This window comes from Nocardioides sp. Soil796 (genome assembly GCF_001429525.1).
Taxonomy (GTDB): Bacteria; Actinomycetota; Actinomycetes; order Propionibacteriales; family Nocardioidaceae; genus Nocardioides.
In genome coordinates this window covers 657,755-683,015 of sequence record NZ_LMSQ01000018.1, presented here as the reverse complement: position 1 = coordinate 683,015, position 25,261 = coordinate 657,755, and the positions used below count along the sequence as shown (strand labels likewise).

General features: G+C 69.2%; 26 protein-coding genes. 21 read left to right on the top strand and 5 right to left on the bottom strand.

What is annotated here, in order from left to right:
* Positions 1–2 precede the first annotated feature (2 nt).
* From ASH02_RS14650 to ASH02_RS27055, 3 genes are all read right to left on the bottom strand, one after another.
* Complete coding sequence (locus tag ASH02_RS14650) at positions 3–1,235, bottom strand: NAD(P)/FAD-dependent oxidoreductase (protein WP_056688238.1); 1,233 nt, start codon at positions 1,233–1,235, stop codon at positions 3–5.
* Positions 1,232–2,833 carry a pyruvate, phosphate dikinase gene (locus tag ASH02_RS14645; protein ID WP_056890167.1) on the bottom strand — a complete coding sequence of 534 codons (1,602 nt, stop codon included), beginning with the start codon at positions 2,831–2,833 and terminating at the stop codon, positions 1,232–1,234. The genes ASH02_RS14650 and ASH02_RS14645 overlap by 4 nt, the downstream gene beginning before the upstream one ends.
* A gap of 101 nt (positions 2,834–2,934) precedes the next feature.
* On the bottom strand, positions 2,935–3,957 hold the full coding sequence (locus ASH02_RS27055) for a helix-turn-helix transcriptional regulator (protein WP_235529960.1): 1,023 nt from the start codon (positions 3,955–3,957) through the stop codon (positions 2,935–2,937).
* A gap of 176 nt (positions 3,958–4,133) precedes the next feature.
* Here ASH02_RS27055 and ASH02_RS14635 point away from each other — a divergent pair, with 176 nt between their 5' ends.
* From ASH02_RS14635 to ASH02_RS14620, 4 genes are read left to right on the top strand one after another with little or no spacing between them, the layout of a single operon-like run.
* Positions 4,134–4,544, top strand: a complete 411-nt coding sequence (locus ASH02_RS14635) for a PEP-utilizing enzyme (protein ID WP_056687887.1) — start codon at positions 4,134–4,136, stop codon at positions 4,542–4,544.
* Between the two features lie 14 nt (positions 4,545–4,558).
* A complete protein-coding gene (locus tag ASH02_RS14630; RefSeq protein ID WP_056890166.1) occupies positions 4,559–5,863 on the top strand; it encodes a hypothetical protein in 1,305 nt (434 codons plus the stop codon).
* A 5-nt stretch (positions 5,864–5,868) separates the two neighbouring features.
* On the top strand, positions 5,869–7,074 hold the full coding sequence (locus tag ASH02_RS14625; protein ID WP_056890564.1) for a cytochrome P450: 1,206 nt from the start codon (positions 5,869–5,871) through the stop codon (positions 7,072–7,074).
* Position 7,075: 1 nt separating this feature from the next.
* Positions 7,076–7,270 (top strand): ferredoxin, encoded by a 195-nt coding sequence (locus ASH02_RS14620; protein ID WP_056890165.1) that lies wholly within the window; start codon positions 7,076–7,078, stop codon positions 7,268–7,270.
* A 9-nt stretch (positions 7,271–7,279) separates the two neighbouring features.
* On the opposite strand, the gene ASH02_RS14615 is transcribed toward ASH02_RS14620, so the two are convergent.
* Both ASH02_RS14615 and ASH02_RS14610 read right to left on the bottom strand, forming a co-directional pair.
* Entirely contained in the window at positions 7,280–8,035 is a 756-nt protein-coding gene (locus ASH02_RS14615) for an SDR family oxidoreductase (protein ID WP_056890164.1), read from the bottom strand.
* Positions 8,032–9,045: an LLM class flavin-dependent oxidoreductase gene (locus tag ASH02_RS14610; RefSeq protein ID WP_056890163.1), complete on the bottom strand. Its 1,014-nt coding sequence runs from the start codon at positions 9,043–9,045 to the stop codon at positions 8,032–8,034. Before ASH02_RS14610 ends, ASH02_RS14615 begins: the two co-directional genes overlap by 4 nt.
* Before the next feature lie 124 nt (positions 9,046–9,169).
* Here ASH02_RS14610 and ASH02_RS14605 point away from each other — a divergent pair, with 124 nt between their 5' ends.
* The 17 genes from ASH02_RS14605 to ASH02_RS14525 all read left to right on the top strand — a co-directional run bounded on the left by ASH02_RS14605 (position 9,170) and on the right by ASH02_RS14525 (position 25,260).
* Positions 9,170–10,111, top strand: coding sequence for an LLM class flavin-dependent oxidoreductase (locus ASH02_RS14605; protein ID WP_200949862.1), 942 nt, complete (start codon positions 9,170–9,172; stop codon positions 10,109–10,111).
* Positions 10,108–11,082 carry a quinone oxidoreductase family protein gene (locus ASH02_RS14600; protein ID WP_057294988.1) on the top strand — a complete coding sequence of 325 codons (975 nt, stop codon included), beginning with the start codon at positions 10,108–10,110 and terminating at the stop codon, positions 11,080–11,082. The genes ASH02_RS14605 and ASH02_RS14600 overlap by 4 nt, the downstream gene beginning before the upstream one ends.
* Positions 11,083–11,133: 51 nt before the next feature.
* Positions 11,134–11,913: an enoyl-CoA hydratase/isomerase family protein gene (locus ASH02_RS14595; RefSeq protein ID WP_057294987.1), complete on the top strand. Its 780-nt coding sequence runs from the start codon at positions 11,134–11,136 to the stop codon at positions 11,911–11,913.
* A gap of 97 nt (positions 11,914–12,010) precedes the next feature.
* Entirely contained in the window at positions 12,011–12,748 is a 738-nt protein-coding gene (locus ASH02_RS14590; RefSeq protein WP_056687909.1) for a hypothetical protein, read from the top strand.
* A gap of 223 nt (positions 12,749–12,971) precedes the next feature.
* Positions 12,972–13,511, top strand: a complete 540-nt coding sequence (locus ASH02_RS14585) for a MarR family winged helix-turn-helix transcriptional regulator (RefSeq protein ID WP_056688248.1) — start codon at positions 12,972–12,974, stop codon at positions 13,509–13,511.
* Positions 13,512–13,712: 201 nt separating this feature from the next.
* A complete protein-coding gene (locus tag ASH02_RS14580; RefSeq protein ID WP_056687912.1) occupies positions 13,713–14,678 on the top strand; it encodes an ABC transporter substrate-binding protein in 966 nt (321 codons plus the stop codon).
* Between the two features lie 5 nt (positions 14,679–14,683).
* Positions 14,684–15,472 (top strand): ABC transporter permease, encoded by a 789-nt coding sequence (locus ASH02_RS14575; protein ID WP_056688251.1) that lies wholly within the window; start codon positions 14,684–14,686, stop codon positions 15,470–15,472.
* Positions 15,469–16,347, top strand: coding sequence for an ABC transporter permease (locus tag ASH02_RS14570; protein WP_082620902.1), 879 nt, complete (start codon positions 15,469–15,471; stop codon positions 16,345–16,347). Before ASH02_RS14575 ends, ASH02_RS14570 begins: the two co-directional genes overlap by 4 nt.
* Positions 16,340–17,143: an ABC transporter ATP-binding protein gene (locus ASH02_RS14565; RefSeq protein ID WP_056687914.1), complete on the top strand. Its 804-nt coding sequence runs from the start codon at positions 16,340–16,342 to the stop codon at positions 17,141–17,143. Before ASH02_RS14570 ends, ASH02_RS14565 begins: the two co-directional genes overlap by 8 nt.
* Position 17,144: 1 nt before the next feature.
* Positions 17,145–18,071: an FAD binding domain-containing protein gene (locus ASH02_RS14560; RefSeq protein WP_057294986.1), complete on the top strand. Its 927-nt coding sequence runs from the start codon at positions 17,145–17,147 to the stop codon at positions 18,069–18,071.
* Entirely contained in the window at positions 18,068–18,553 is a 486-nt protein-coding gene (locus ASH02_RS14555; protein WP_056687921.1) for a (2Fe-2S)-binding protein, read from the top strand. Before ASH02_RS14560 ends, ASH02_RS14555 begins: the two co-directional genes overlap by 4 nt.
* Positions 18,550–20,901 carry a xanthine dehydrogenase family protein molybdopterin-binding subunit gene (locus ASH02_RS14550; RefSeq protein ID WP_057294985.1) on the top strand — a complete coding sequence of 784 codons (2,352 nt, stop codon included), beginning with the start codon at positions 18,550–18,552 and terminating at the stop codon, positions 20,899–20,901. Before ASH02_RS14555 ends, ASH02_RS14550 begins: the two co-directional genes overlap by 4 nt.
* Positions 20,898–21,695 carry an aspartate dehydrogenase domain-containing protein gene (locus ASH02_RS14545; RefSeq protein WP_056687927.1) on the top strand — a complete coding sequence of 266 codons (798 nt, stop codon included), beginning with the start codon at positions 20,898–20,900 and terminating at the stop codon, positions 21,693–21,695. Before ASH02_RS14550 ends, ASH02_RS14545 begins: the two co-directional genes overlap by 4 nt.
* Before the next feature lie 109 nt (positions 21,696–21,804).
* Entirely contained in the window at positions 21,805–23,331 is a 1,527-nt protein-coding gene (locus ASH02_RS14540; RefSeq protein WP_057294984.1) for an aldehyde dehydrogenase, read from the top strand.
* Complete coding sequence (locus tag ASH02_RS14535; RefSeq protein WP_056687930.1) at positions 23,328–23,675, top strand: RidA family protein; 348 nt, start codon at positions 23,328–23,330, stop codon at positions 23,673–23,675. Before ASH02_RS14540 ends, ASH02_RS14535 begins: the two co-directional genes overlap by 4 nt.
* Before the next feature lie 61 nt (positions 23,676–23,736).
* A complete protein-coding gene (locus ASH02_RS14530) occupies positions 23,737–24,273 on the top strand; it encodes a cupin domain-containing protein (RefSeq protein ID WP_056890157.1) in 537 nt (178 codons plus the stop codon).
* Between the two features lie 27 nt (positions 24,274–24,300).
* Positions 24,301–25,260: a PDR/VanB family oxidoreductase gene (locus ASH02_RS14525; protein WP_057294983.1), complete on the top strand. Its 960-nt coding sequence runs from the start codon at positions 24,301–24,303 to the stop codon at positions 25,258–25,260.
* The last annotated feature ends 1 nt before the right edge of the window (position 25,261 follow it).

Sequence of the window (25,261 nt, the reverse complement as noted above, 5' to 3'; positions counted from 1 at the left end):
GGTCAGACGGTCACAGCAGGCACGGGCGAGCGTTCGTTGCGCTTGCTCGCGAGCTCGAGGGCGTCCTGCCAGGTGGCCCCGCGGGCGATGAGTGTGCGGTATTTCATGATGTCGCCGCGCCGGTTCATGGCCAGGGCACCGACCAGGCGCTCTCCCTGGCGATAGAGCGCGACGAAGGCCTCGGCGTCCCAGGTGCCGGTGACCACCTCAGGCTCCCCCTCCGGGAGGCCAGCCATCTGGATCCACTGGCCGTACCACTCGGACCAGAAGTAGGGCACGTGCTCGTACGGCGTGGGCTCGCTCGGCTGCAACAGGTTCTGCATTGCGTGGGCACCCTGTTCCCCGGCGTTGGTCCAGTGCTCCAGCCGCAGGTGGCGGTCGAAGAGCGAGCTGTGCCACCGGGCGACGTCGCCCGCAACCCACACGTTGTGGCCCGCCAAGAGATTCGCGTCGGTGACGACCCCGTTGTCGATGGTCAGTGACGAGGACTCGAGCCAGTCCGTCACCGGCTCCGCGCCGATGCCCACCACGACCAGGTCCGCCGGGACGATGGAGCCGTCGCTGAGCCGGACGGCCTCGACCCGGTCGGTTCCGACAACTGCTTCCACCGAGACGTCGCAGCGCAGGTCGGTGCCGTGGCGCGCATGCAGTGCGGACAGGCTGGCGCCTGCGGTCTCCCCGACCGCTCGGGTCAGGGGAATCGTCATCGCCTCCACGACCGTCACCGGCAGGTGCCGGCGGCGGGCAGCAGAGGCCACTTCGGCCCCGATGAAGCCCGCGCCGACCACCACCGTCCTGGCACCTCGGTCCAGGGCAGAGCGCACGGCGAGCGAGTCTTCGAGCGTGCGCAGGCAGTGGACGCCGGCCATGCTGTCCGTACCGGGCAGCCGTCGGGGTCGGGCGCCGGTGGCGATCAGCACGGCGTCGTACGAGAGCTGCTGTTCGCCGACCGTGAGCCGGCGGGCCTGCACATCGAGTGCTGTGGCCGGTGTGCCCAGCAGGCACTCGACATTCAGTTCGTGCAGGTCGGCGGCGCCGGGTAGGGCCGGCGTGCTGGGCTCCTTCTCGACGTGGAGCATCTCCTTGGACAGCGGCGGCCGGTCATAGGGGAGGTGCTCCTCGGCGCCGACCAGGGTCAGGCGTCCGGCGAAGCCGAGTTGGCGCGCAGTCTGGACGGCGCGAAGCCCGGCAAGCGATGCGCCGACCACGACGACGTGATCCGCGTTCGGCCTCATGGCGTCACCGTGGCCGACTCCTCGTGCGCGGCCCACTCCTCGAGCTGGGCGAGCTCCGGGAAGTGGCGGGCCGGGGCCTCCTCATTCGGGTCCGGAGCCGAGTGGTGGCCCTTCCAGACCTTGCCACTGGTGCCGTCGATGGTGATGACGTCGCCGGCGCGGACCCGCAGGCCCGAGGCCGACGTGAACTCGTCCTGTCCGAGCACCAGGTCGGCCACCCCGACGACGGCAGGGATGGACCATCCGCGAGCCACCACGGCGGCATGGCTGACCAGCCCGCCGGTGGTGGTCAGGATCCCCACGGACGCGGCCATTCCGGCCACGTCCTCGGGGCTGGTGTCCCGGCGTACGAGGATCACGTCCTCCTCCGCGTCGAGCGCGTCGAGCGGGTTGAGGACCACCTTGCCGGAGACGAACCCGGGTGAGGCGCCGAGGCCGTGTCCGAGCAGGTGCTCGTCGTCGACGGCGTCCCCCGACGCTGCGGCCAACTCCTGGCGGGCGGCGGCCCGGACGGCGGGTGACACGCGGAGGAGCGCCTCCGACCTGGACAGCAAGATGTGAGGATCGGAGACCATCTCCACGGCGATTCGGACCGCCGCCGTGGGACAGCGCTTGCCGATGCGGGTCTGCAGCAGCCAGAGGCGGCCGTCCTCGACGGTGAACTCCACGTCGCAGACATCGGCGTAGTGCGCCTCGAGGCGACGCAGCACCTCGAACAACTCCTCCGCGGCTGCTGGTTGGTGGACTGCCATCTCGGCGATCGGCATGGTCTTGCGGATGCCGGCGACCACGTCCTCGCCCTGTGCGCGGAGGAGGAAGTCACCATAGGGGCAGTTCTCGCCGGTGGAGGGGTTCCGGCTGAAGACCACCCCGGTCCCGGAGTCCTCGCCCCGGTTGCCGAAGACCATGGCCTGGACGTTGACCGCCGTGCCCAGGTCGCCGTCAATGCCTTCCTTGGCCCGGAAGGCGCGGGCCCGATCGGAGTCCCAGGAGCGGAACACGGCCTCCACGGCCTCCTTGAGCTGCACGGTCGGGTCCTCGGGGACGGGGCGACCGGCCAGCTCCAGGATGCGCTCCTTGAGGCGCTCGTTCTGGGCCTTCAACTCCTCGACGCGGTCCGTCCTCAGCGGGGGCTCCAGCTCGTCCGGAGCGACGCCCATCACCGTGGTGGCGTACATGGTGAGGAAGCGGTTGTAGGTGTCCCAGGCGAACCGCTCGTCCCGTGCCTTCGCGGCCAGGCCGACCACGGTCTCGCTGTTGAGGCCGAGGTTGAGGACGGTGTCCATCATTCCCGGCATCGAAACCGGGGCCCCACTGCGCACGGCCAGCAGGAGGGGGTCCCCCTGGTCGCCGAAGTTGCGCCGCATCCGCTCACCCAGGTGGCGAAGGTGGTCGTCGATCTCGGCGTCCAGGTCGCTCGGCCAGCCCCCGGAGGCGTAGTCCCGGCACACCGGGACGCTGATGGTGAAGCCGGGCGGAACAGCGAGGCCCAGGGCGGAGCTCATCTCCGCCAGGCCGGCGCCCTTGCCGCCGAGCAGACCTGCCAGTTCGGCTGGCGCACGGCCGTGGTCGTGGTCGAAGGCGAAGATCTTGGGCATTGCCACTCCAAATGGTCAGACCGAACGTGGATGTGGCGAACCTAACAACGAAGTCGACCGGTGCGGAAGGGTTCATCACCCGCTCCCGGAGATATCACCCGTTAGAGGGATGGGGCAGGTAACCGCCTCGCAGCAAGACGGTGGTACATCGCGCCGGCCTCGGAACGGTTGGCCGCACCGAGCTTGCGCAGGAGCTTTCGCATGTGGGTCTTCGTGGTCTCCTCGCTGATGAAGAGACGCTCGGCGATCTGGGCATTGGTGAGGCCCCTGGCAACCAGCTGGAGGACCTCGGCCTCACGCTCGGTGAGCACGTCGGTCCAGGACGAGTCGACGGTGCCCACGGCGGTGGCCGGTCCCACGGACTCCTGCAAGAGCAGTTGGTCGAGCTGTGCGCCGACGCTCTGGCTGAAGAGTGTCAGCAGGTCGCGGTCGAACTCGTCGGTGGTGCCGGTGTCGGCGTTCCGGTCGAGGTGGAGGAGTCCCACCACGTGGTTCCTGGCGATGATGGGAGCGGCCACATAGGTCTGCGACTGGGTCACGTCATGGAGTTCTCGATGGACTCGAGGGTTTGTCATCGCGTCGAGCACCAGGATCGTGCGCCGGCCGCGCACGACGTCGACCTCGAGCAGCTCGCGGGTGTGTCGCGGTGCCCGGGTGCCCGCGTCGACGACGGCGTGTGCCTCGGAGGGCCCGTTCAGGGTGTGCATCGCGTGGGGGATCCAGCGTTCGTTGCGGATCCAGGAGAAGAGGGCGCGCTCGTAGCCCAGCTCCACCGAATGGATCGGAATGGAGTCGGCCAGGTCGGCGACGGAGGTGGTGGCGCGCAGCCGGGTCAGGCTCTCCGTGAGATGGCCCAACATGGCCCGCTGTCGGGCGAGCTGGTAGGCGAGCAGGTCGGACCGGGCTGCGCCGATGTCGATCATGGCCCTGCGTGAGCCGTTCGCATCGCGCCCGGCCGTGGCACCCAGGTGGGCCTCCATCGCGTCGAGAGCCTCGAGCGCGCTGTTGGGGTCAGTGACCCGTCGTACGGCGTCCTTCTCCGCGGCATCGAGGTTCTGGGCGGCACGGAGGATCGCACGCACCGCAGCCTGCATGGCGGGTTCGTAGTCACTTGCCGTCGACACGTCCACTCACCTCTGCTCCGATCGCCCGATCCGGGCCCCGGCTTCCCTCGAAAGAGTGAATTGCCGGCCCTGGGCGAGGAAACCCTTGACGTCAGTGTGACCGCGAACACACGATGGCGCAACTTCGGTCAGTCCATTTACTGATCGTTTTCATCACAGGTTCTGGAGGAGTCACCATGAGCACCACCGACGCGGTTCAGGAACGGCAGATCGGTACGGGGGTCAAGGCCTTCACCTCGGCCAACAGCGCAACGGGGACGATCAGGTTCCTCGACTCCCCGGAGGAAGTGCTGGACTTCATCGACGGCCCCGACGTGGAGACCACGGTCGTCATCTCACGCGGTGGCACCACGACGTTCATGTCACCGGCCCTGATGGCGGGGGTCGCCGGCCTGATCACCCTGCAGGGGGCGCCGGAGAGCCACCTCGGAATCCTCTCCCGTGAGTTCGGCATCCCGTGTGTCATGTCCACCGAGTTCACCGAAGGCGTCCAGACCGGCCGTGGCGAGACCATCCCGGCCGACGGCACCACGGTCCGACTCGACATCTCTGGTGACCAGGGTCTTGTGCACCTGGTCGAGAGCTGAGTGGGGACGACATCATGACCGAGACCTTCGACCCGGCCACCTACCTCGCTGCCTTCCTCGGCGAGGTGCCCCAGGGAGAGCCCGGCAACGCGATGATGCGCGACCGCCTGGCGGTCCCGTTCATCGACACCACCCACGAGAACGTGCGCCGTGATCGCCTGGAGACCGACGAGGTCAACAGCTGGCTGGACTACGCGGCGTGGAACCTGTGGGACTTCATCCTCGGGCGGGCCAGCGAGGGCGAGTCCGGCCTGATCCCGCGCCAGGAGTACGAGACCGTCTCCTTCGTCCAACAGTGGAACACCTACCCGAAGTTCCAGCAGATGCTCACCGACGAGCTCGGAGTCGAGGGCCTCCTGGAGCTGGCGAAGACGTCGACCCGCGAGGTCGGCACCAAGATCAACGTAACTCGCAACTGGGCCGCGTCCGTGTGCCCGATCCTGGGCCGCGGCATCGGCATCGAGCTGGACCAGGACACCGCAGCCTCCCGCCGTGAAGACCTGGAGTCGATCATCCAGTACGGCCGCCGCCTGCAGAACGGCACCTGGGGGGACGGACCCGGGTTCGTCTCGGCCCGCGGCTTCAAGGTGCCGACCCTGGACGACGACGTCCTGCAGAGCCTGGTCAGCCAGGCCAAGCCGTTCGACGACCCGGAGGACCTCGCGAGCTTCCGCGCCTTCAATGCGCGCACCGAGCTCTTCGGCTTCATGCTGCACTACGACTGCCGGGCCGGCATGGCCGACACCGGTCCCTACCCGCTGCCTGACGGTCGTGTGGCCATCGTGCGTGACCACTTCCTCAACGAGACCGCCTACCCCTGGGCAGGTGTCGCGGAGGGCCTGCCCTACTGCGTCACCGAAGTGCTGATCTTCCCCGCGGACAAGGTGAGCATGGTGGTCACCGAGATCCAGACCACGTTCTCCGAGCCGTCCAACTACCTGGACTACCTCGAGGCCGGTGTCGTGTTCGCCCGGGACAGGATCGACACCCCGATGGGCGAGCTCCGGGTGCTCGAGCAGGAGGAGATGGCCCGCATCTCCGCGCAGTGCCGCAAGGGCACGATGGACATGTACAAGGTGCTCGCCAAGAAGTCGCACGAGGAGAAGATCCGCGACGGTGTCATGGTCTACACCCGCGAGTTCCTCCTGCCGCACGCGACCCGGGCCGGGATCTGGGACAAGTTCCTGGCCGAGGGCTTCGACACCCTGCACCCGAACGCCCAGGCCGCCTGGCCGGTGCTCACCAGTCCCCGTGCCGCCGAGATCCTCACGCCCGTGCTGCTCTTCGGCAAGGGATTCCCCCACGTCACCGAGGAGTGAACGACATGACGGCGTACGTCGAGGGTCCCGAGGTCGACCTGATGGACCTTGCCCCCTTCATCGAGGGACGGGAGAACGACCTCCTGGCCGCCCTGCGAGAACACCGGCCCCTGCACTGGAACGACGAGTCGGACGGCCCGGGCTTCTGGTCCGTCACCCGGTACGACGACGTGGTGAAGGTGGTCAGTGACCCGGCCACCTTCATCAACGGAGACGGGACCCAGATCCTCAGCCGCAAGGTCGAGGGCTCCACCAGCACGGTCCACAACACCGACCCTCCCCGGCACGGCCCCCTGCGCAAGCTGGCCGCGCCGCACCTCCGGGCGATGAGGGTCAAGGAGTGGCAGGAGGTGATCGACCAGTGCGTCGATGTCCTGCTCGACGAGCTGGAGGCGAAGGGCGAGGTCGAGCTGGTGAAGGCCGCTGCGGCGTTGCTCCCGATCCAGGTCCTTGGCCAGGTCCTCGGCGTCCCACGCGAGGACTGCGACCTGCTCCTGGACTGGACGAACCGGGTGATCTCCGACGACCCGGAGTACATGCGTGGTCCGGACGAGAAGGAGCGCGCCCGGAACGAGATGTTCGACTACTTCAAGGTGCTCACCGAGAAGCGTCGTGAGGAGCCGCAACACGACCTCGTCTCGAAGTTGGTGCACGCGAGGCTCGACGGCGAACCCCTTCCGTGGGAGGACCTGGCGGCCTACTACTTCGTCCTCGTGGGTGCGGGCAACGAGACCACGCGAAACCTGATCACCGGAACCGTCCTGGCCTTCGAGGAGTTCCCGGACGAGTGGGAGAGGCTGGTTCGTGAGCCCGAGCTACTGGGCTCGGCGATCGAGGAGATGCTCCGCTACGTGACCCCGATCCGGGCCATGCGGCGTACGGCGACGGCGGACGTCGAGATGGACGGCAGGACGATCAAGGCCGGCGACAAGGTGGTCTGCTGGTTCCAGGCCGCGAACCGTGACCCGGCGGTGTTCGAGGACCCTGACGTGGTGAAGATCGATCGGCACCCCAACGACCACGTCGGCTTCGGCTGGGGGATCCACGCCTGCATGGGATCGCACCTGGCACGTGCCGAGGTGGCCACCTTCTTCAGGAAGGCGCTCGAGCGCGGGATCCGGATCCGCCCCGTCGCCGAGCCGGACCGGCTGCACACGAACCAGTTCAACGCCTACAAGCGGCTTCGAGTCGTGATCGAGAAGGAGGGCTGACATGAAGGTCTTGGTCGACTGGGACCTCTGTGAGGGTCACGGACAGTGCGAGTTCGCCGCGCCGGAGGTGTTCACCATCGACGACGAGGGTGACCTCGAGGTGCTCGACGAGACGCCCGGGGAGGGTCAGCGCGCGGCCGTGGAACAGGCGATTCGTCGCTGTCCCACCCATGCACTGGCCGTCGAGGAGTCGTGACCTGCCGGCTCAGACCTGGTCGGTCGGGCGGATGACGACCTCGGCCAGCGCCACCCGGCGCGGGGCCGTGACGACGTGGAGCACGACGTCGGCCACGTCCTCCGGGTGCAGCTTCTCGACGCCGGCGAAGAGTCGCTCGTAGTGCTCGATCACCGGCTGCTGCTGGTGGTCGAACAGCTCGGTCTCGACGGCGCCCGGCTCGATCACCGACACGCGCACGCCGTACGGCGAGAACTCCTGGCGCCAGGCCTCGGACATCGCGGTGACGCCGAACTTGGTGGCGTTGTAGACGGCCACGTTCCGGTTCGCGAAGCGTCCCGCGATCGAGGAGATGTTGACCAGGTCGGCGACTCTGCGTGGGCTCGAACCCGCGGCGTCGACGAGGTGGGGCAGCGCCGCCCTGGCGACGTACATCAGGCCCTTGACGTTGAGGTCGACCATGGTGTCCCACTCGTCGAGCCGGGCCTCCAGGGTCGGTCCGTTGAGCATCACCCCGGCACTGTTGACCACCGTGTCGAGCCGGCCGAAATGCTCGATCGTGGTCGCCACGGCGTCGGTCGCTTCGGGCTGGACCGTCAGATCGGCGACAACGGGATGGCAGCTGTCACCGAGCTCCTCGGCAAGCTCCTCGAGCCGGTCGCGTCGGCGTCCCACGGCCACGACGTGGCTGCCTTGCGTGACCAACGCGCGCGCCACGGCCCGGCCGATACCGCTGGTGGCGCCGGTGACCAGCGAGACGGTCCCGTCGAGCCGCCCGTCGCTCACCGCCGGAAGGCGTCGATGATGGCGAAGGTGTTCTCACGCACCCGATCCGCGGACAGGGTGAAGCTCGGCGAGTAGAGGGCCGCGTGGTCGTAGCGCTTCTCCAGGTGCGCCACGCGCTCGCGCACCTCGTCGAGAGTGCCGGCGGCGGCCATCTGGTCGAGCATCTCGTCGCTGACCGCGGCGACCATGGCGTCATGGTCCTTGGCCCGGAACGCGGTCTGGATGGCCGCAGCCTCGTCGCCGAACCCGGAGGCCTCCATCACCGGGCCGTACGCCTTGGGCGCGACGTAGAAGGCGATCTGGGCCGCGGCCTCACGCCGTGCCTGGGCGGGGTCGTCGTGGATGGAGGTGATGATGACGCCCTTGAGCTGCACGGAGGAGGCGTCGCGGCCCATCTTCTCCGCGCCCTTCTCGATGGCCGGGCGGGCGATGTCGGCGAGGTACTGGTCGGTCAGGGTCGGGTGGCAGATGAGCCCGTCGGAGACGCGGCCGGCGACCTCGATCATCCGCGCGTTCACGCCAGCGGTGAAGATCGGGATCTCGGGGCGCACAGGGGGCTCGATGTCGGCGGTGGGCGTGATGTTGCAGGAGTAGAAGCGGCCTTCGTGCTGGACCGGCTCCTCGTGCAGGTGCCACAGTCGGCGGAGCAGGGGGATCAGCTCCTCCATCCGGCTGGCCGGGCCGTCAGGGTCGGTGACCCCGTGCCAGCCGACCATCATGCCGCGGGTGCCGGTGCCGAGCCCGAGCGTCAGGCGACCGTCACTCATCTCGTCGAGGAAGCGGGCGTCGTTGGCCAGCACCAGCGGTGAGCGGCCCACGGCGTACGCGATGGCGGTGCCGACGCCGATCCTCTCGGTCGCGGCGGCCATGGCGGCGACCGAGACCACGGCGGAGCGGTTCAGGAACTCTCCTGACCACGCGCCCTCGAAGCCGGCCTCGTCGGCCGCCTTGGTGATCTCGACGGTCTCCTTGAGACCTCCGGCCAGAACGGTGATTCCTCGTGTCGTCACCGGGCCACTGTCGGCGCCGCCGGCGCCCCTGCGCAACCGGCCGGGCAAGGGACGATGGAGATCTCCCCACTTTTGGTCAGTCCATTCCTTGATCGGGAGTGTCCGAGGGTCGATGATCATGCAGGTGACCACTGACATCGAGCTCGGCATTGCCGTCAACGACGAGTTGTTGAACCCCGATCCCGCCGAACGGCGTGCTCTCCTGGACCACATGGGCGAGGTCGGTCTCGACCACCTCACGGTCGGGGACCACATCAGCTTCCACGGCGGCGTCGGGTTCGACGGCTTCGTGGCGGCGAGCACCGCGTTGGCGACCCACGACACGCTCAAGGTGCTGATGGGCGTCTACCTGGCCGGCCTGCGACACCCGATGGCCACTGCCCGGCAGCTCGCCACCCTGAGCCAGATCGCCCCCGGCCGCCTCACGCTCGGAGTCGGCGTGGCCGGTGAGGACCGCACCGAGGTGGCCAACATGGGTGTGGATCCCTCCAGCCGCGGACGACGGATGGACGAGACCCTGGGACTGCTCCGCCGCCTGGCCACCGGCGAGGCGGTCGACCACGAGGGCGAGTTCTTCACCCTGGAGAAGGGTCTGATCCTTCCCGCACCCGAGCCGCGTGTGCCGATCGTCATCGGTGGCGCAGGCGACGTGGCGGTGCGTCGTACCGCCGACCATGGCGACGGCTGGCTCGGCATGTGGTGCTCGGCCCGGCGCTACGCGGCCACCCACCAGCAGCTGCACGAGGCGTTCGAGGAGCGCGGTCGCACAGGAGGGCCCACCTTCGCCGGGTTCAACGTCTGGGTCGGGCTCGGGTCCGATGCCGCGAAGGCGCGCGAGAGCCTGGGCGAGCGGATGTCGGCCCTCTACAACCTGCCCGCCGAGAAGTTCCAGCACATCACCGCCGCCGGCAGCCCCGAGACCGTCGCCGAGTTCCTCAACACCTACGTCGAGGCGGGCGCCCGCACGATCACGATCATCCCGGTCGCGGAGACCATTCACGAGGCCATCGAGCTCTCCGGTGAGGTGCGCCGCCAGCTGCAGCCAGCCGTCCCGGTCGCCGGATGAAGGCGGTCCGCCAGCGCTCGTACGGCGACGCGTCGGTGCTGGAGCTGGCCGAGGTGCCCGATCCCGTCGCCGAACCCGGCTGGACCGTCGTCGAGCTCCGTGCGGCGGCGCTGAACTGGCACGACGTGCTGGTGCGGCAGGGGAAGTACGGCTCCCCGCTCCCGCACACGCCAGGTGCCGACGGGGCGGGCATCGACCTGTCCACCGGTGACGAGGTCGTCGTACTCCCGTCGTTGTGGTGGGGATCTGACGAGTCCGCACCCGGTCCCGACTGGGAGATCCTGGGTGACCACCGACCCGGCACCTACGCCGAGCGGGTGCTGGTCCCGACCGAGGCCGTGGCGCCCAAGCCTGCGGGGCTCTCCTGGGCCCAGGCCGCGGCGCTTCCGCTGGTGGGCGTCACGACGCATCGCGCCCTGTTCACCCGTGGGCGGCTGCGCGCGGGGGAGAGCCTGCTCGTGCTCGGCGCCGGCGGCGGTGTCGCCACGATGGCGGTCTCCTTGGCGTCCGCGACCGGTGCGAGGGTCTTCGTCACCTCCTCCAGCGACGACAAGATCGTCGCCGCGCAGGAGCTCGGCGCCCACGGCGGAGTGCGGTACGACGACCCGGCCTGGCCCACCGCCGCGCGCGAGCTGGCCGGCGGGCGTGGCTTCGACGTCGTCCTCGACCCGGTCGGCAACTGGGCGCAGGCCCTCGAGGTGCTGCGTCCGGGAGGTCGGCTGGTCGTCCTCGGTGCCAACCGCGCAGACACGGCAGAGCTGGGCGTTCGCCCCTACTACTTCGGCCAGTTCGACCTGCTCGGCACCACCATGGGCAGCCCGCGCGACTTCGCCGGACTCCTCGACCTGATGGCCGAGCATGTCGTCCCGCCGCCGGTCATCGACCGCACCTTCGCCCTCGACCTGGCCGCCGATGCCCACCGGCACCTCGAAGCAGGCGGCGGCTTCGGCAAGGTCGTGCTCGAGATCTGACTGCCACTGTCTGTTCTGGCCAGTTCTGACTGCACAACAAGGAGAAACCGGATGCCCAAGGTCAGCTACGAGGTCGACGAGCGCGGTGCCGCGTTCGTCACGCTCGACAGCCCCGAGACCCGCAACGCGCTCAGTGATGCCCTGCTCGACGAGCTGCTCGATGCGCTGGAGCGGGCCGGCGACGATGACGCTGTCCGGGTGGTGGTGATCGGGTCGTCCCACGAGCGGATCTTCTCCGCCGGCGGTGACCTCAAGGCGTTCGCCTCGGACCGGCCCACGATCGAAAAGTATGCGGGACTGGACCGCTTCCCCCGGCTCTACGAGACGATCGGCGGCATGGGCAAGCCGGTGATCTGCGCCGCCGGTGGTGACGTCCTCGCCGGAGCCTTCGGGCTGGCCCTGGCCTGCGACCTGATCATCGCCAAGGAGGGCGTCCGCTTCGGCTGCCCAGAGATCAACGTCGGTGTCTTCCCGTTCATGATCTCCGCGTTGATCTACCGCAACGTGCCACGGATGCGCGCCAACCAGCTGATGATGACCGGCGAACCGATCGACGCCACCGAGGCGGAGCGGATGGACGTCGTGAACGCCGTCGTACCGGCCGCCGAGTTCGACGACACGGTCCGTGAGTGGGCGCACCGGATCGCGGCCAAGTCGCCGCTGCTGATGAGGCTCGGGAAGGACGCGATCAACGCGACCCGCGACCAGAGTCTTCCCGACGCGCTCTCGTCACTGCGCTCGCAGCTCGCACTGGCCTTCACCACCGAGGACATCGGCGAGGGCGTCGCCGCGTTCAAGGAGAAGCGGGAACCGGTCTGGCGCATGCGCTGATCTCGGGCGATGAACTGTGCCGTTCGGCGGACGGCGAGGCCCGCGTCGTCGTACGGTCTGCGGACGTGGATTCGGTTCGAACGGGGAGAACAAACGCATGATGCGTCGACTGCTGGTCCTGGCTGCTGCCGTGGCGACGGGAGTCGCCCTCTTGGCGACGCCGGCGTCCGCGAGTGCGGGCACTGACCTGCTGACCGAGGACTCGACGCGTGTCGTCGTCGACCTCAACGGTGTGCAGCACGAGCGGCACAGCGGGAACTGCTCGGTGACCAACGCGGCGCCCACCGCGACCCTGAAGTGTGCGCGCGACCGGGGCGACTCGCTGATCTACAAGTTCGAGATCCCCGGGGCAGCGATCAACCTGCGGACGCAGGCGATGTACGACGTCCTCGCCAAGGGGCCGTACTCCGACACCGGGTCGTTCGGCATGCGCATGGACAGGCGGACCTACGGGATCCTGGTGCATGCCAGCAACGCGAACCTCCGGGTGAACCGGGTCCGGCTGATCTACGACCTGCCGACCCGAAGGGATGCGCGGGCCTGCGTCACCACCGGCGAATGGTTGAGCGTGCAGCCCGACAGGGGAGGTCTCTACGCGACCCTCTCGCGTGTGGAGACTGTGTTTGACAGCTCCGGCAAGCAGGTCCGGCTCACCGCCTGGCATGGCGACCTGCGCAGCCAGGTGCGCACGTACCGCCGATGCGGAAGCGACCGCACCTATCGGGTCACCTACTTCCAGCTGAAGGGCTACCCGTACTGGTTCTCGCTGTTCGGTTCGGAAGGCGTGATCGTGACCATCGAAGAGGCACGCCAGCTGGTGGCGCGCTACCGCTGACCGTGCGAAGCGCATGGATTGCGTGGGGTGTGGCTCGCTCCCGCGAGCCGCTGTGGAGTGCGTCGTTGTCTGCGTCGCGGTGACATTCCCGTGGTGACAAGGTGGCTCCCGTCCGCGTGGGCCGTTGTGTCCGGACGCCGAAGCCACTAGAGTGCCTTGGCGCCAAGATATTGAGCGGTCCTCATGGTTTCGCCGCTTGGCCGACTGGAAGGTTGTGGAGCGTGTGAAGTCCTCCTCCGACGGCGTGGCCGACATCATCGAGCAGTGGGCTGCGGTCCGACCCGAGCTCGACGTCTCTGCCATGAGCGTCTTCGGCCCGTTGCATCGCAGTTTCCTGCTCTACCGGGCACAGATCTCGGCGATCTTCGAGAGCTACGGCACCAACGAGGCCGGGTTCGACGTGCTCGCCAGCCTGCGCAGGGCCGCGCCCGAACATCGACGTACGGCGGGGGAGCTGGCCGCCCAGACGTTGGTGACGACGGGCGGTCTCACGCTGCGGGTCAACCGCCTCCAGGAGGCCGGGCTGGTCCAGCGCCAGCGCGACGGAGTCGACAATCGCGTGGTCTACGTGACCCTGACCGAAGCGGGGAGGCGGCTGATCGACGAGGTTGCCGACGCCCACTTCGCCAACGAGCAGCGCATGCTCGCCGGCCTGACGAACAAGCAGCGCACGAACCTCTCCGCCCTGCTCGGCGAGCTCGAGTCGTCGTTGCGCGCGGTCGTCCAGCTCGGCCCGGACGGCGAGGTCAAGGACTCCGCCTGACCCCGACCGCCTCGATCAGGGCGCTCGCCGACCGGTTGGTCGCGGGCGCCCTTCTCCATTTCTGCCCCAGGCGTACCTCTTCGGCAAGAAAGATCGGCAAAACCGTTGACGGAGGCATGTGAGGGCGGTAACAATCTTGGCGCAAAGTAATTTTCCGGTGAGATAAATTCACCCATCGCGCCAGAGCCAGGGAGTCAGCCCATGAGCACGACCCGAATCACCACCGCTGCGGTAGCTGCGAGCCTCGCCCTTCTTCTTTCCTCATGCGGCTCGGGCAGCGAGGCACAGCAGGCCGACGGCAAGCTCGAGAAGACCAAGGTCACCATCGGCGTGCTGCCGCTGGCCGACTACGCCACCGTCTACTGGGCCAAGGAGAACGGCTTCTTCGAGGACGAGGGCCTCACTGTCGAGCTCGAGCCGCTGCAGGGCGGACCGGTCGGTGTCCAGAAGGTCGCCGCCGGTGAGCTCGACTTCAGCTTCACCAACTCCGTCTCCGGCTCCATCGCCCAGGCGAAGGGCGCCCCGGTCCAGACCGTGGTGCTGAGCAGCTCGCTCGGACCCGACAGCATGGGCGTGTTCGTCGAGCCGGACTCCGACATCAAGGACCTGGAAGACCTCGACGGCAAGACCATCGGGATCAACACCACCAACAACATGGGTGACGTGACCTTCCAGAGCCTCGTCGACAGCGAGGGACTCGACGTCAAGCCTGAGTGGATCGAGGTTCCCTTCAGCGAGATGATCGCCGGCGTCGAGGCCGGATCGATCGAGGCCGGCTACGTGCCGGAGCCCTTCAAGTCGGCTGCCGAGGCAGCCGGGCTCCGCGAGGTGGTCGACCTGGCCGGTGGCGTCAACTCGGAGTTCGCGGCCTCCACCTTCATCGCCAGCGACAAGTTCATCGATGCCAACCCCGACACCGTGGCAGCCTTCATCGACGCGATGTACGCCGCGAACGCCGACATCAGCAAGCACGAGAAGGAGTTCCGGGCCTGGCTTCCCGGCGTGGCCGGCGTGGACGCCAAGACCGCGCAGACCATGTCCATCCCGGTCTTCGCGACGGAGTTGCCGACGGCGGGGCTCGAGAAGGTCAACAAGACCCTCGTCGACCAGGGTCTGGTGGACGACGACTTCTCCATCCTCGACCACACCTACGTCCCGGAGAAGTGACCTCGATGGACACGGGTGAGCCTCTCGGCACGTGGCAGCAGGTCGGCTACGGCGCCCTGGGCGTGGTCGGCACCGGCGCCCTCGCCGAGCTGCTGGTCCGCAAGGACATCATCACGACGCCGGGCTTCCCGGTTCCCAGCGACGTGATCTCGAAGCTGGGCACCCTCCTGGGCGACTCGATCTTCTGGACCGAGATCGGCTTCACGTTCCGGGAGTGGCTCCTCGCCCTGGTCATGGCCACGGTGGTGGGTGTCGTGCTCGGTGGCCTGATGGGTGCCTTCACCAAGGTCTTCATCGCCTTCGAGCTCCCGGTGGAGGTCTTCCGGGTGCTGCCGTCGGTGGCACTCGGCCCGATCCTGATGCTGGTCATCGGCACGGGCATGCTGCCGCTCTCGCTCACCGTCGCACTCGCCTGTGTCTGGCCGATCCTGCTCAACACCATGTACGGCGTCCGCGCGACCGACCCGACAGCAGTCCAGTCCGGTCGGAGCTTCGGGCTCTCGAACCTCGGGATCTTCTTCCGGATCAAGCTGCCCAGCGCCATGCCGTTCGCCTTCACCGGTCTGCGGGTCGCCGCCTCCATCGGCCTCATCGTGGCGGTCAGCTCCGAGCTCCTGATCGGGAACGGCCGCGGGATCGGTGGGTTCATCCTGGTCCGCACCTCGCAGGCCAGTGACCTCGACCTGGTCTACGCCGCCACCCTCATGGCCGGCCTGATGGGCATCGCGATCAGCATGCTGCTCACCGTGGTCGACGCGAAGGTCTTCGGCTGGAAGAAGGGACTCGCCCAATGAGCATCACCACGACCCACGAGCGACGTCCGCTCGTGCCGGGAAGGAGGGCCGTGTCGAGCGAGCGCTCACGGCGACTGCAACGCGTCGCCACCACGACCGGACTCCGGCTGATCGTCCCCGCGCTGATCCTCGCCGCCTGGTGGACCGGGTCGCGTGCCGAGACCGCAGGCCTGTTCGTGGCCGACCCGTTCGAGACCTTCACCCGCGTGCGCACCGACTTCCTCGCCGCAGGCGAAGGGCATGCGTTCCTTGGTGACGCCACCTGGGACCACCTCTTCCCCGGCGTCTGGCGGGCCCTCCAGGGTCTCGGCCTGGCCGTCGTGGTCGGCGTCGGGATCGGCATCGCGCTCGGACGCAACCGGATCCTGATGGCGCTGTTCCAGCCGCTGATCCACCTCGGTCGGTCGCTGCCGAGCCCGGCCCTGGTCGGTGTCTTCTTCTTCGTCTTCGGCACCGGAGACAGCCCCAAGGTCTTCCTGATCGCGTTCAGCGTCGTCTGGCCGATCCTCTTCAACACGATCGACGGCGTCTCCAGCATCGGCGCAGCGCGCATGCAGGCCGCGGCCGTCTTCAAGATCAACCGCTGGGACCGGCTCGTGCACATCGTGCTGCCCGGTGCGGCTCCCAAGATCTTCGCCGGCATGCGTACGGCGATGTCCCTCTCGCTGATCATCATGATCATCTCGGAGCTGCAGAAGTCGCAGAACGGCCTGGGCTACCTCTTGATCCAGAGCCAACGAAACTTCGACTACACCGGCTTCTGGGCGGTCCTTGTCGTGCTGGCGATTCTCGGCGTCGTCATGAACATCATCTTCACCATCATCGAACGCCGGGTCCTGGCCTGGCACCGAGGAGCGACGCAACAACATGACTGAGACACTTGAGATTGTGAACACGAAGGCCGAGCTGGTCCTCGACGGCGTCTCGAAGAGCTACGGGGCCAATCTGGCTGTCCGCAGCATCAGCGCCGAGGTGCCGGCCGGAAAGGTCAGTGTCATCGTCGGCCCGTCCGGCTGCGGCAAGTCGACGCTGTTGCGCATCATCAGCGGGCTGGACACCCCGACCGAGGGCTCGGTGACCTTCGAGGGCAGCCCGGTGACCGGTGTGCCCGAGGGACTGGCCATGGTCTTCCAGGACTACTCGCGCTCACTCTTCCCCTGGATGCGGGTCGCGAAGAACGTGGCCTTCCCCCTGCGGCACCTGAAGCCCGCCGAGCGTGCGGAACGGGTCCAGGAGGCCATCGACGCGGTCGGGCTCGCCGGCAAGGAACACCTCTACCCGTGGGAGATGTCCGGCGGGATGCAGCAGCGGGTGGCCATCGCCCGGGCCCTCGCCAGCCATCCCAAGCTCCTGCTGATGGACGAGCCCTACGCCTCCGTCGACGCGCAGACCCGCGCGGACCTCGAGGACCTGCTGCTCGCGATCCAGGCCCGGCTCGGCATCACCGTGCTCGTGGTCACCCACGACATCGACGAGAGCGTCTATCTCGCCGACCACGTCATCGTGCTCTCCGCACCGCCGAGTGTGGTGGCCGAGACGATCGAGGTGGACCTGCCCCGGCCGCGCGACCACGTCACGACCAAGACCGACCCGCGCTTCGTCGAGATCCGGGGCCACGTGACCCGGCTGTTGCGAGGGGCTGGCCGACCGGCCGACGACGGAACCCACTGACGTGCGGGCCCAGGCGCTGGGCGCCGGCCTGGTTGCCCAGACCCAGTCGAGCATCCCGCCGTTCGAGCTCCACCGCCCCGGCTCCGTGGCCGAGGCGGTGGCGCTGCTCGCCGTACACCCCGAGGCCGTGATCGCCGCCGGCTGCACGGACCTCACTGCACAGCTGCGGGAGGGCCGCGTCCCCCGTGACCTCATCTCCGTACGTCGAGTGCCGGACCTGCAGCAGGTCCGGCACAACGGGGGAGTGCTGCGCATCGGCGCGGGGCTGACCCATCACGAGGGCAGCCGTCACCCGGTGCTGCAGGCGACCCTGCCGTCGCTCGCCGCGGCCTGGGCCGACATCGCCACTGTGCGCATCCGCTACTCCGCCACGATCGGGGGCAACCTGCTGGCCCGCCGTTTCCGCTACGAGATGCCGGTCCTCCTCGGGGCGCTCGAGGCCGGCCTCGAGCTCGCCGGCGCAACGGAGCCCCGTCGCCCGGTCGACTGGCTGTGGCGCGGTGGCGACCACGACGGTGCCGACCACGACGGGGCCGGCGCGGGAGCCTGGCGCACGCGGGGACTGCTCACCGGGGTCGCGATCGGCACGTCCGACCTGCTCTGGTTCGGCTACGAGCGATCGATGCGACCGACGACCACCGTTGCCCTGGCCATCCGGGCCGTCGACGGCTCCCTGCGCGTCACCGCCACCATCGGCTCGGAGTACCGCCGTCCCGTCACCGTCTCGACCACCGCCGACGTCGCACACCCGGCCGATCTCGACCCCGGTTCAGTGGGGCGGGCGGTCGCCTCCCGGCTCCCCGACGACATCGAGGACCGGGCCGGTTCCGCGGAGTACCGCCGCCACCTGGTCGCCGTACTGGTCGGGCGACTGGTCGCCACGGCCCGCGACAGCGGCGCGCAGGCACCCGAAGGAGTCACCGCATGAACGAGACCACCATCGACTTCCGGCTCAACGGCACACCGACGGAAGTCACCGTGCCCACGAACCGGCTCCTTGCCGACCTGCTTCGCGAGGACCTGCGCTGCCACGGCGTGCGGAGCTCCTGCGAGCGCGGCGTCTGTGGAGCCTGCACGGTGCTGGTCGACGACCTGCCCGTCGCGTCGTGCTCGACCTTCGCGTTCGACGTCGACGGGGCCTCCGTGGAGACCGTCGAGGGACTCGCCGCCGCCGACGGCTCCCTGTCGCCGCAGCAGCAGGCCTTCGCCGAGTGCGGCGGGTTCCAGTGCGGCTTCTGCACCTCGGGGATGTTGATGCTGACCACCGGGTTGCTGCGCCAGAACCCGTGTCCGAAGCGCGCGGACATCCGGTCGTGGATCAGCTCGAACACGTGTCGCTGCACGGGCTACGAGATGATCCTCGAGTCGGTGGAGCGGGCCGCCGAGCTGGGCGACGGGGGCGCACGATGACCCTGACGCAACCGTCCACCGACGCCGGCCCGGTGCTCCACGAGCTGCCGACCGCCCCGTCCGCCCACCGGGTCGTGGGCCGCGACGGTGCCCGCGCCGACGCGCCCCTCAAGGTGACCGGCAAGGCCGTCTACACCACGGATGTGGTGCGCCCGGGCATGCTGCACGCCAAGGTGCTGCGCAGCCCGCACGCCCACGCACGCATCGTGTCGATCGACGCGGCGAGAGCCAGGACGGTGCCGGGAGTCACGGCGGTGCTCACCCAGGACGACGTGCGCCACCTCAACCCCTACGGCACCTTCGTCAAGGACCAACCCGTCGTCGCGATCGACCACGTCCGGTACGTCGGCGACGTCGTGGCCGCGGTCGCCGCGGTCGACGAACGCACTGCGCTCGCGGCCCTCGACCTGATCGAGGTGGTCTACGAGGTGCTGCCCCACGTCACCGAGCTCGACGAGGCCCTCGACCCGGCGGGCGTGGAGATCTGGCCCGAGGCACCGGTCGGGATGGTTCCCGACTACGGCCAGGGCGCCTCCGGCGAGCTGCGCACCCAGCACAACGTGAGCTACACGTTCCGCTACACCACGGGTTCGCCCGACGTGTGGGACCAGTGCGACCACGTCTTCGAGGACACGTTCACCTTCTCGCGGATGAACCACATGCACCTCGAGCCCTTCGTCGCCGTGGCCGAGGCGACCGACGACGCGATCGAGATCTGGAGCTCCACCCAGTCCCCGTTCCCGCTGCGCAAGGAGCTGGCCTGGACGTTCGGGCTGCCGGAGAACCGGATCCGCGTGCAGACGATGCTGCTCGGCGGCGGCTTCGGCGCGAAGAACGGGTTGAAGGCCGACCCGGTCGCCGTACGCCTCTCGCAGCTCAGCGGCGGCCGCCCGGTGCGCTACGCCATGACGACCGAGGAGGTCTTCCTCACGGTCTCGCAGCACGCGGCGCGCCTCGTCTACCGAACCGGCGTGATGGCCGATGGCACGTTCGTGGCGCGCAGGGCGCGCGTGCTCCTCAACGGTGGCGCCTACACCGAGCTCAGCCCGCTCGTGTGCGAGAAGGCGGGCTACCGCACCCCGGGCGCCTATCGCTGGCAGCACATCGACTCCCAGGCGTCGGTGGTCACCACGAACACCGTCCCCGCCGGCGCGTTCCGCGGCTTCGGCGGCACCCAGGCCACCTGGGCCAGCGAGCGGCAGCTCGACCTGATCGCCGAGCGGCTGGGCATCGACCCGTTCGACCTGCGGATGAAGAACCTCAAGGAGCTGGGTGAGGAGTTCGTCCCCGGCGAGGCACCGATCGACTCGGACCTGCGCGAGGGACTGCGGCTCGTCGCCGACGAGATCGGCTACCCCGACCGGGTGCAGGTGCCCGGCCGCGGCATGGGTGTCTGCATCGGCATCAAGGACGGTGGCGGCGTGAACAAGCCGGCCCAGGCCAGGGTCAAGGTCTCCACCAAGGGAGACGTCTTCCTCTCCAGTGGTCTCACGGAGATGGGGCAGGGCAGCCAGTCCGCGCTCTGCCAGATCGTGGCCGAGGTCCTCGGCTGTGCTCCCGGGCGGGTCGCGTTCGCGCGGATCGACACCGACAACACGCCGTTCGACCAGGGCACCAACGCGTCGTCGGGCATCGCGGTCATGGGCCAGGCGGTGCAGCAGGCCGCGGAGAAGGTGCGCCGAGAGGTGCTCTCGTGGGCCGGCGGCCAGCTCGATCTCGACCCCGGGTCCCTGGCCCTGCGGGACTGGGTCGTGGTCGGTCCGGACGGCGCGGAGCACCCGCTCGCGCCCTTGGTGATGGGCACCTTCGGCGGCACCGGCTTCGAGTTCACCGCCGACGGGTTCTTCAAGTCCGGCAACTCCCACCTCGCGCCGCTGGAGGCGCCCTGTGTCTTCTGGGAGATCGGCTGGGCGGCCGCCGAGGTCGAGGTCGACCCCGAGACCGGCAAGGTGACCGTGCTGCAGCTGGTCGTGAGCGGCGATGCCGGCAAGGTGATCAACAAGCTCGGGTGCCGCGGCCAGGACGAGGGCGCAGCCGTCTTCGGGCTCGGCCAGTCACTCTTCGAGGAGCTCCGCTACGACGGGGACCGGCCGGTCAACGCCGAGGCGCTGGACTATCGCGTGCCGCTGGCGGAGGACCTCCCGGAGCGCTTCTGGTCCCTGACCCAGGAACAGGGCCACGGCGCCGGTCCGTTCGGCGCCAAGGGCATGGGGGAGGGGACGATGCTCCCCGTCGCTCCGGTGATCGCACAGGCGATCGCGGATGCGGTCGGCGCACAGCTCACCGACCTGCCGATGTCACCCGAACGGGTCTTCCGGGCCCTGCACCCGCGGATCGAGTCGTCGTGACCGGCGCTGGTCCGCTCCGCGTCAGCGTCCTCGGGTACGGCGCGATCGGACAGGTCGTGGCCGCCGGGCTGCGCGACGGTGCCGTGCCCGGTGCCCGACTGGTCGGGGTCGTCAACCGGAGTCCGCTGCCCGGTGCTCCCGGGCTCCAGATCTCCCTCGCCCAGGCGATCGAAGGCAGCGACGTCGTCGTGGAGGCTGCCGGACAGGAGGCGCTCCGCAGCTTCGGCCCCGAGGTGGTGGCCGCCGGACGGACGCTGGTCGTCTCCTCCGTCGGGGCGCTGGCCGATCCCGCCGTCGCCGAGCGGCTGCTGGCCGGACCGGGCCGGGTGCTCTGCACCCACGGCGCGGTCGGGGGCCTGGACCTGCTGGCCTCGGCCAGCGATGCGGCGCCGTTCGACGGTGTCCGGGTGCGCACCACGAAGGGACCGAAGTCGCTGGTGCAGTCGTGGATGCCCGAGTCGCAGCAGCAGGAGATCCTGACAGCAACCGGCCCGCACCTGGTCTTCGCCGGCACGCCGCGCGAGGCTGCCCGGGCCTTTCCCACCCTGCTCAACGTGGCGGTGTCGGTGGCGCTCTCGGTGGGCGCGCGCACGGACGTCTCCGTCGAGCTGTACGCCGACCGCACGGCCGAGCTGACCCGCCACGAGATCGAGGCGTGGGGTCCGGTGGGCCGTTACAGCTGGTGCATCGAGAACCGTCCCAGCGCGGACAACCCACGCACCAGTGCCGTGGTGCCCTACTCGATCCTGCGCACCGTCTCCGGGCTGACCGAGCGTCCACCGCTGATCGCCTGACCCCTCGGATCCGAGAACGTCCGAGAAGGTTCGGAAAAAGCCTTGACACCTAATATCTTAGCGCTCAAACTCTTTGTAGTTAAACAAATCTGACATGGATGAGGACTCGATGAACGTGCGAAGCGAGGGGACCGGCGTGGCCGTACCCGAGGCCGACACCCCGGACGAGATCTTTGTCGGCGGCCGCTGGACCCGCGGACGCGGAACCTTGATCGAGTCGGTCAACCCCGCGGACGGCAAGGTGTTCGCCCAGCTGCACGGGGCGGTCGTCGACGACGTCGACCTCGCCGTCGACGCCGGCCTCCGCGCCGCTGCCGGTTCCGGCTGGGCCACGTGGCTGCCCCACGAGCGGGCCGCGGTGCTGCATCGCATCGGCAACGCGCTCGAGGCCAACGTCGACCGCATCGGCGCCCTGCAGACCCTCGACACCGGCAAGACCCTCACCGAGACCCGGGCCCTGGCCCGCAGCGCGGCCGGCACCTTCCGGTTCATGGCGGCCGCGCTGGAGACCATGGAGGGCGCGATGACGCCCGCCCGTGGCAACTTCCTCACGCTGGCGACGTACGAGCCGATGGGCGTGGTCGGAGCGATCACCCCGTGGAACTCGCCGATCGCCTCGGACGCCCAGAAGATCGCCCCGGCCCTGGCCGCCGGCAACGCCGTCGTGTCCAAGCCCCCGGTGTGGGCGCCCTGGGTGACCCTGCTCCTGGCCCGCCTGTGTGAGGACGCCGGCCTGCCGACCGGACTCCTCTCGGTGCTCCCCGGCCCCGGCCGCACCGTCGGCGAGGCCCTGGTCGCCCACCCGCAGGTCAGCAAGGTCTCGTTCACCGGCGGCACGACCACCGGACGCCACCTGGCGCACGTGGCCGCGGACAAGCTGATGCCGATCACCCTCGAGCTCGGCGGCAAGTCGCCCACGATCGTGTTCAGCGACGCCGACCTCGACCAGGCCGTCGCCGGCGTGCTCTTCGGCGTCTTCTCCTCGTCCGGGCAGAGCTGCATCGCCGGGTCGCGCATCTTCGTGCACTCCAGCATCCACGACGAGTTCGTCGACCGCCTCGTGGCCGGTGCCCGGCAGCTGCACGTGGGGCCGGGCGACGACCCGCGCACCCAGGTCGGCCCGATGGTGACCCACTCCCACCGCGACGGTGTCGCCGCGATGGTCGACGCAGCGGTCGAGCAGGGGGCGCAGGTGCTGTGCGGCGCCGGCATCCCCGACGACCCCGCGCTCCAGTCGGGTGCCTACTACCTCCCCACCGTCCTGACCGGCGTCGACAACGCCGCCACCATCTGCCAGGAGGAGGTGTTCGGGCCGGTCGCCGTCGTCCTGTCGTTCGACGACGAGGACGACCTCGTGGCCCAGGCCAACGACACCGTCTTCGGCCTGGCCTGCGGCATCTGGACCCGCGACTTCGTCAAGGGCTGGCGCGCGGCGCAGGCGATTCGCGCCGGCACCGTCTGGATGAACACCTACAAGCAGTTCAGCATCTCCACGCCCTTCAGCGGGCTGAAGGACAGCGGGATCGGCACCGAGAAGGGCCGTGACGGCATCCGTTCCTACATGAACCAGAAGAGCATCTACGTCGACCTGTCGGGGCACGCGCTCCCGTGGGCCACTCCCCAGGAGGAGTCATGACCACCACCGCCCATCCCTACAGTCCCGCCTTCGAGAGCGCCGGCTTCGGCTTCGTCTCGGGCGCCCTGTCCGTCGACGGGCACGGTGTCGCCGTACCCGGTCGTCGTGAGGCGCTCGAAGCCGCCGTGGCCCGCCTGACCGAGCGCCTGGCCACCGTGGACATGCAGCTGTCCGACGTCGTGAAGACGACCTACTTCGTCACCGACGTCTCCCTGCGCGACGAGGCCAACGCGCACTACCAGGAGATCTTCGCCGAGCCGCGTCCCGCGCGGTCGTTCGTCCAGGTGGCAGCCCTGCCCTACGGCGCCACCGTCGAGATCGAGGCCATCGCCCGCCGGGCGTGACCCACCCATGCCGACCCCCGGCGTACGCCGGTTTGCAGCACCCCACAGGAAGGAAGAAAAGATGACCAGCACCGAGACCCAGCAGGCTGAACCGCAGAGCGCCGTCGACCTCGAGGAGCTCATCGACTCCTGCATCGCCTCGCGCGAGACCCGCCACGAGGACTGGGACACCCTGGGCTTCCAGGCGGCTGCCGGCGGCGACCGCTTCAAGCGGGCCCAGATCCGTTACATCGGCTCCGGTGCGACCGGCAACCACGACGACGACAGCCGCTCGCTGCCGTCGGAGCACTTCACGTTCTCCAACATGCGCCTTCCCGTCGGGGCAGTCGGCCCGGAGCACACCCACCACGACGTCGAAGAGGTCTTCTTCGTGCTCGAGGGCGAGCTCGAGGTGGCCGTGCACGACGTCGAGGACGGCACCAAGACGGCGGTCCGCAAGCTCGGCTACCGCGACCTGATCCGGGTCCCGGCCGGCGTGCCGCGCAGCCTGACGAACGTGGGCGACACCGATGCCCTGTTCTGCGTGGTCATCGGCACCCAGAAGCCGCAGCTGCCGACGTACCCCAAGACCTCGGAGATGTACGGCGTCACGCGCTGACGCCCGACCCGGACACAGGAGCAACTCATGGACGAGAACACGGCACGCGCACTGCGCGTCCAGCAGAAGACGTGGGAGGCCGACGGCGTCACCAGTGTCACGCTGGTCGACCCGGCGGGCGCCGAGCTGCCCGCCTGGACGCCCGGCTCACACCTGGCGCTGCGGCTCTCCGACAACCTCGTCCGTGAGTACTCCCTGTGCTCGGACCCGGCGGACCGCTCGCAGTGGAAGGTGGCGGTGCTGAAGACGCCCGACTCCCGGGGCGGCAGCCGCCTGGTGCACGAAGCGCTGCCGGTCGGGCAGGTGATCACCGTCGAGGGACCACGCGACAACTTCTCGCTCGACGGCGACGCCAGCCGGCACGTCCTCGTGGCCGGAGGGGTCGGCATCACGCCGATCATCGCGATGGTCCGGCGACTGCACGACGAGGGCGCGGACTGGCACCTGCTCTACACCGGCCGCTCGCGCTCGACGATGGCGTTCCTCGACGAGGTCGCGGCACTGCCCGCGGACCGCGTCACGGTGCACGCCGACGACGAGGCGAACGGCAGCTTCCCCGACCTGGTCGCCCTGCTCGGCGACCTCGACGCGACCGCGACGGCGTACTGCTGTGGCCCCGAGGCGCTGATGCAGGCCTGCGCCGAGGCGTTGCCCGACAGCTCTCGACTCCGGATCGAACGCTTCAAGGCTCCCGAGCCGGTCGTCGTCGCGGGCGAGGACGTCGCCTTCGACGTGGTCATCGACAGCACCGGCCAGCGCATCCCGGTGGGACCGGACACCTCGGTCCTCGCTGCGCTGTGCGACGCCGGCATCCCGGTCGAGAGCTCGTGCACCGAGGGCATCTGCGGCACCTGCGAGACCGGTGTCGTGAAAGGCGAGATCGACCACCGCGACTTCCTCCTCAGCGCCGAGGAGCAGGCCAGCGGGAAGTCGATGTTCGTGTGCGTCTCCCGGTGCCGGTCCGCGGAGCTGGTGCTCGACCTCTGAC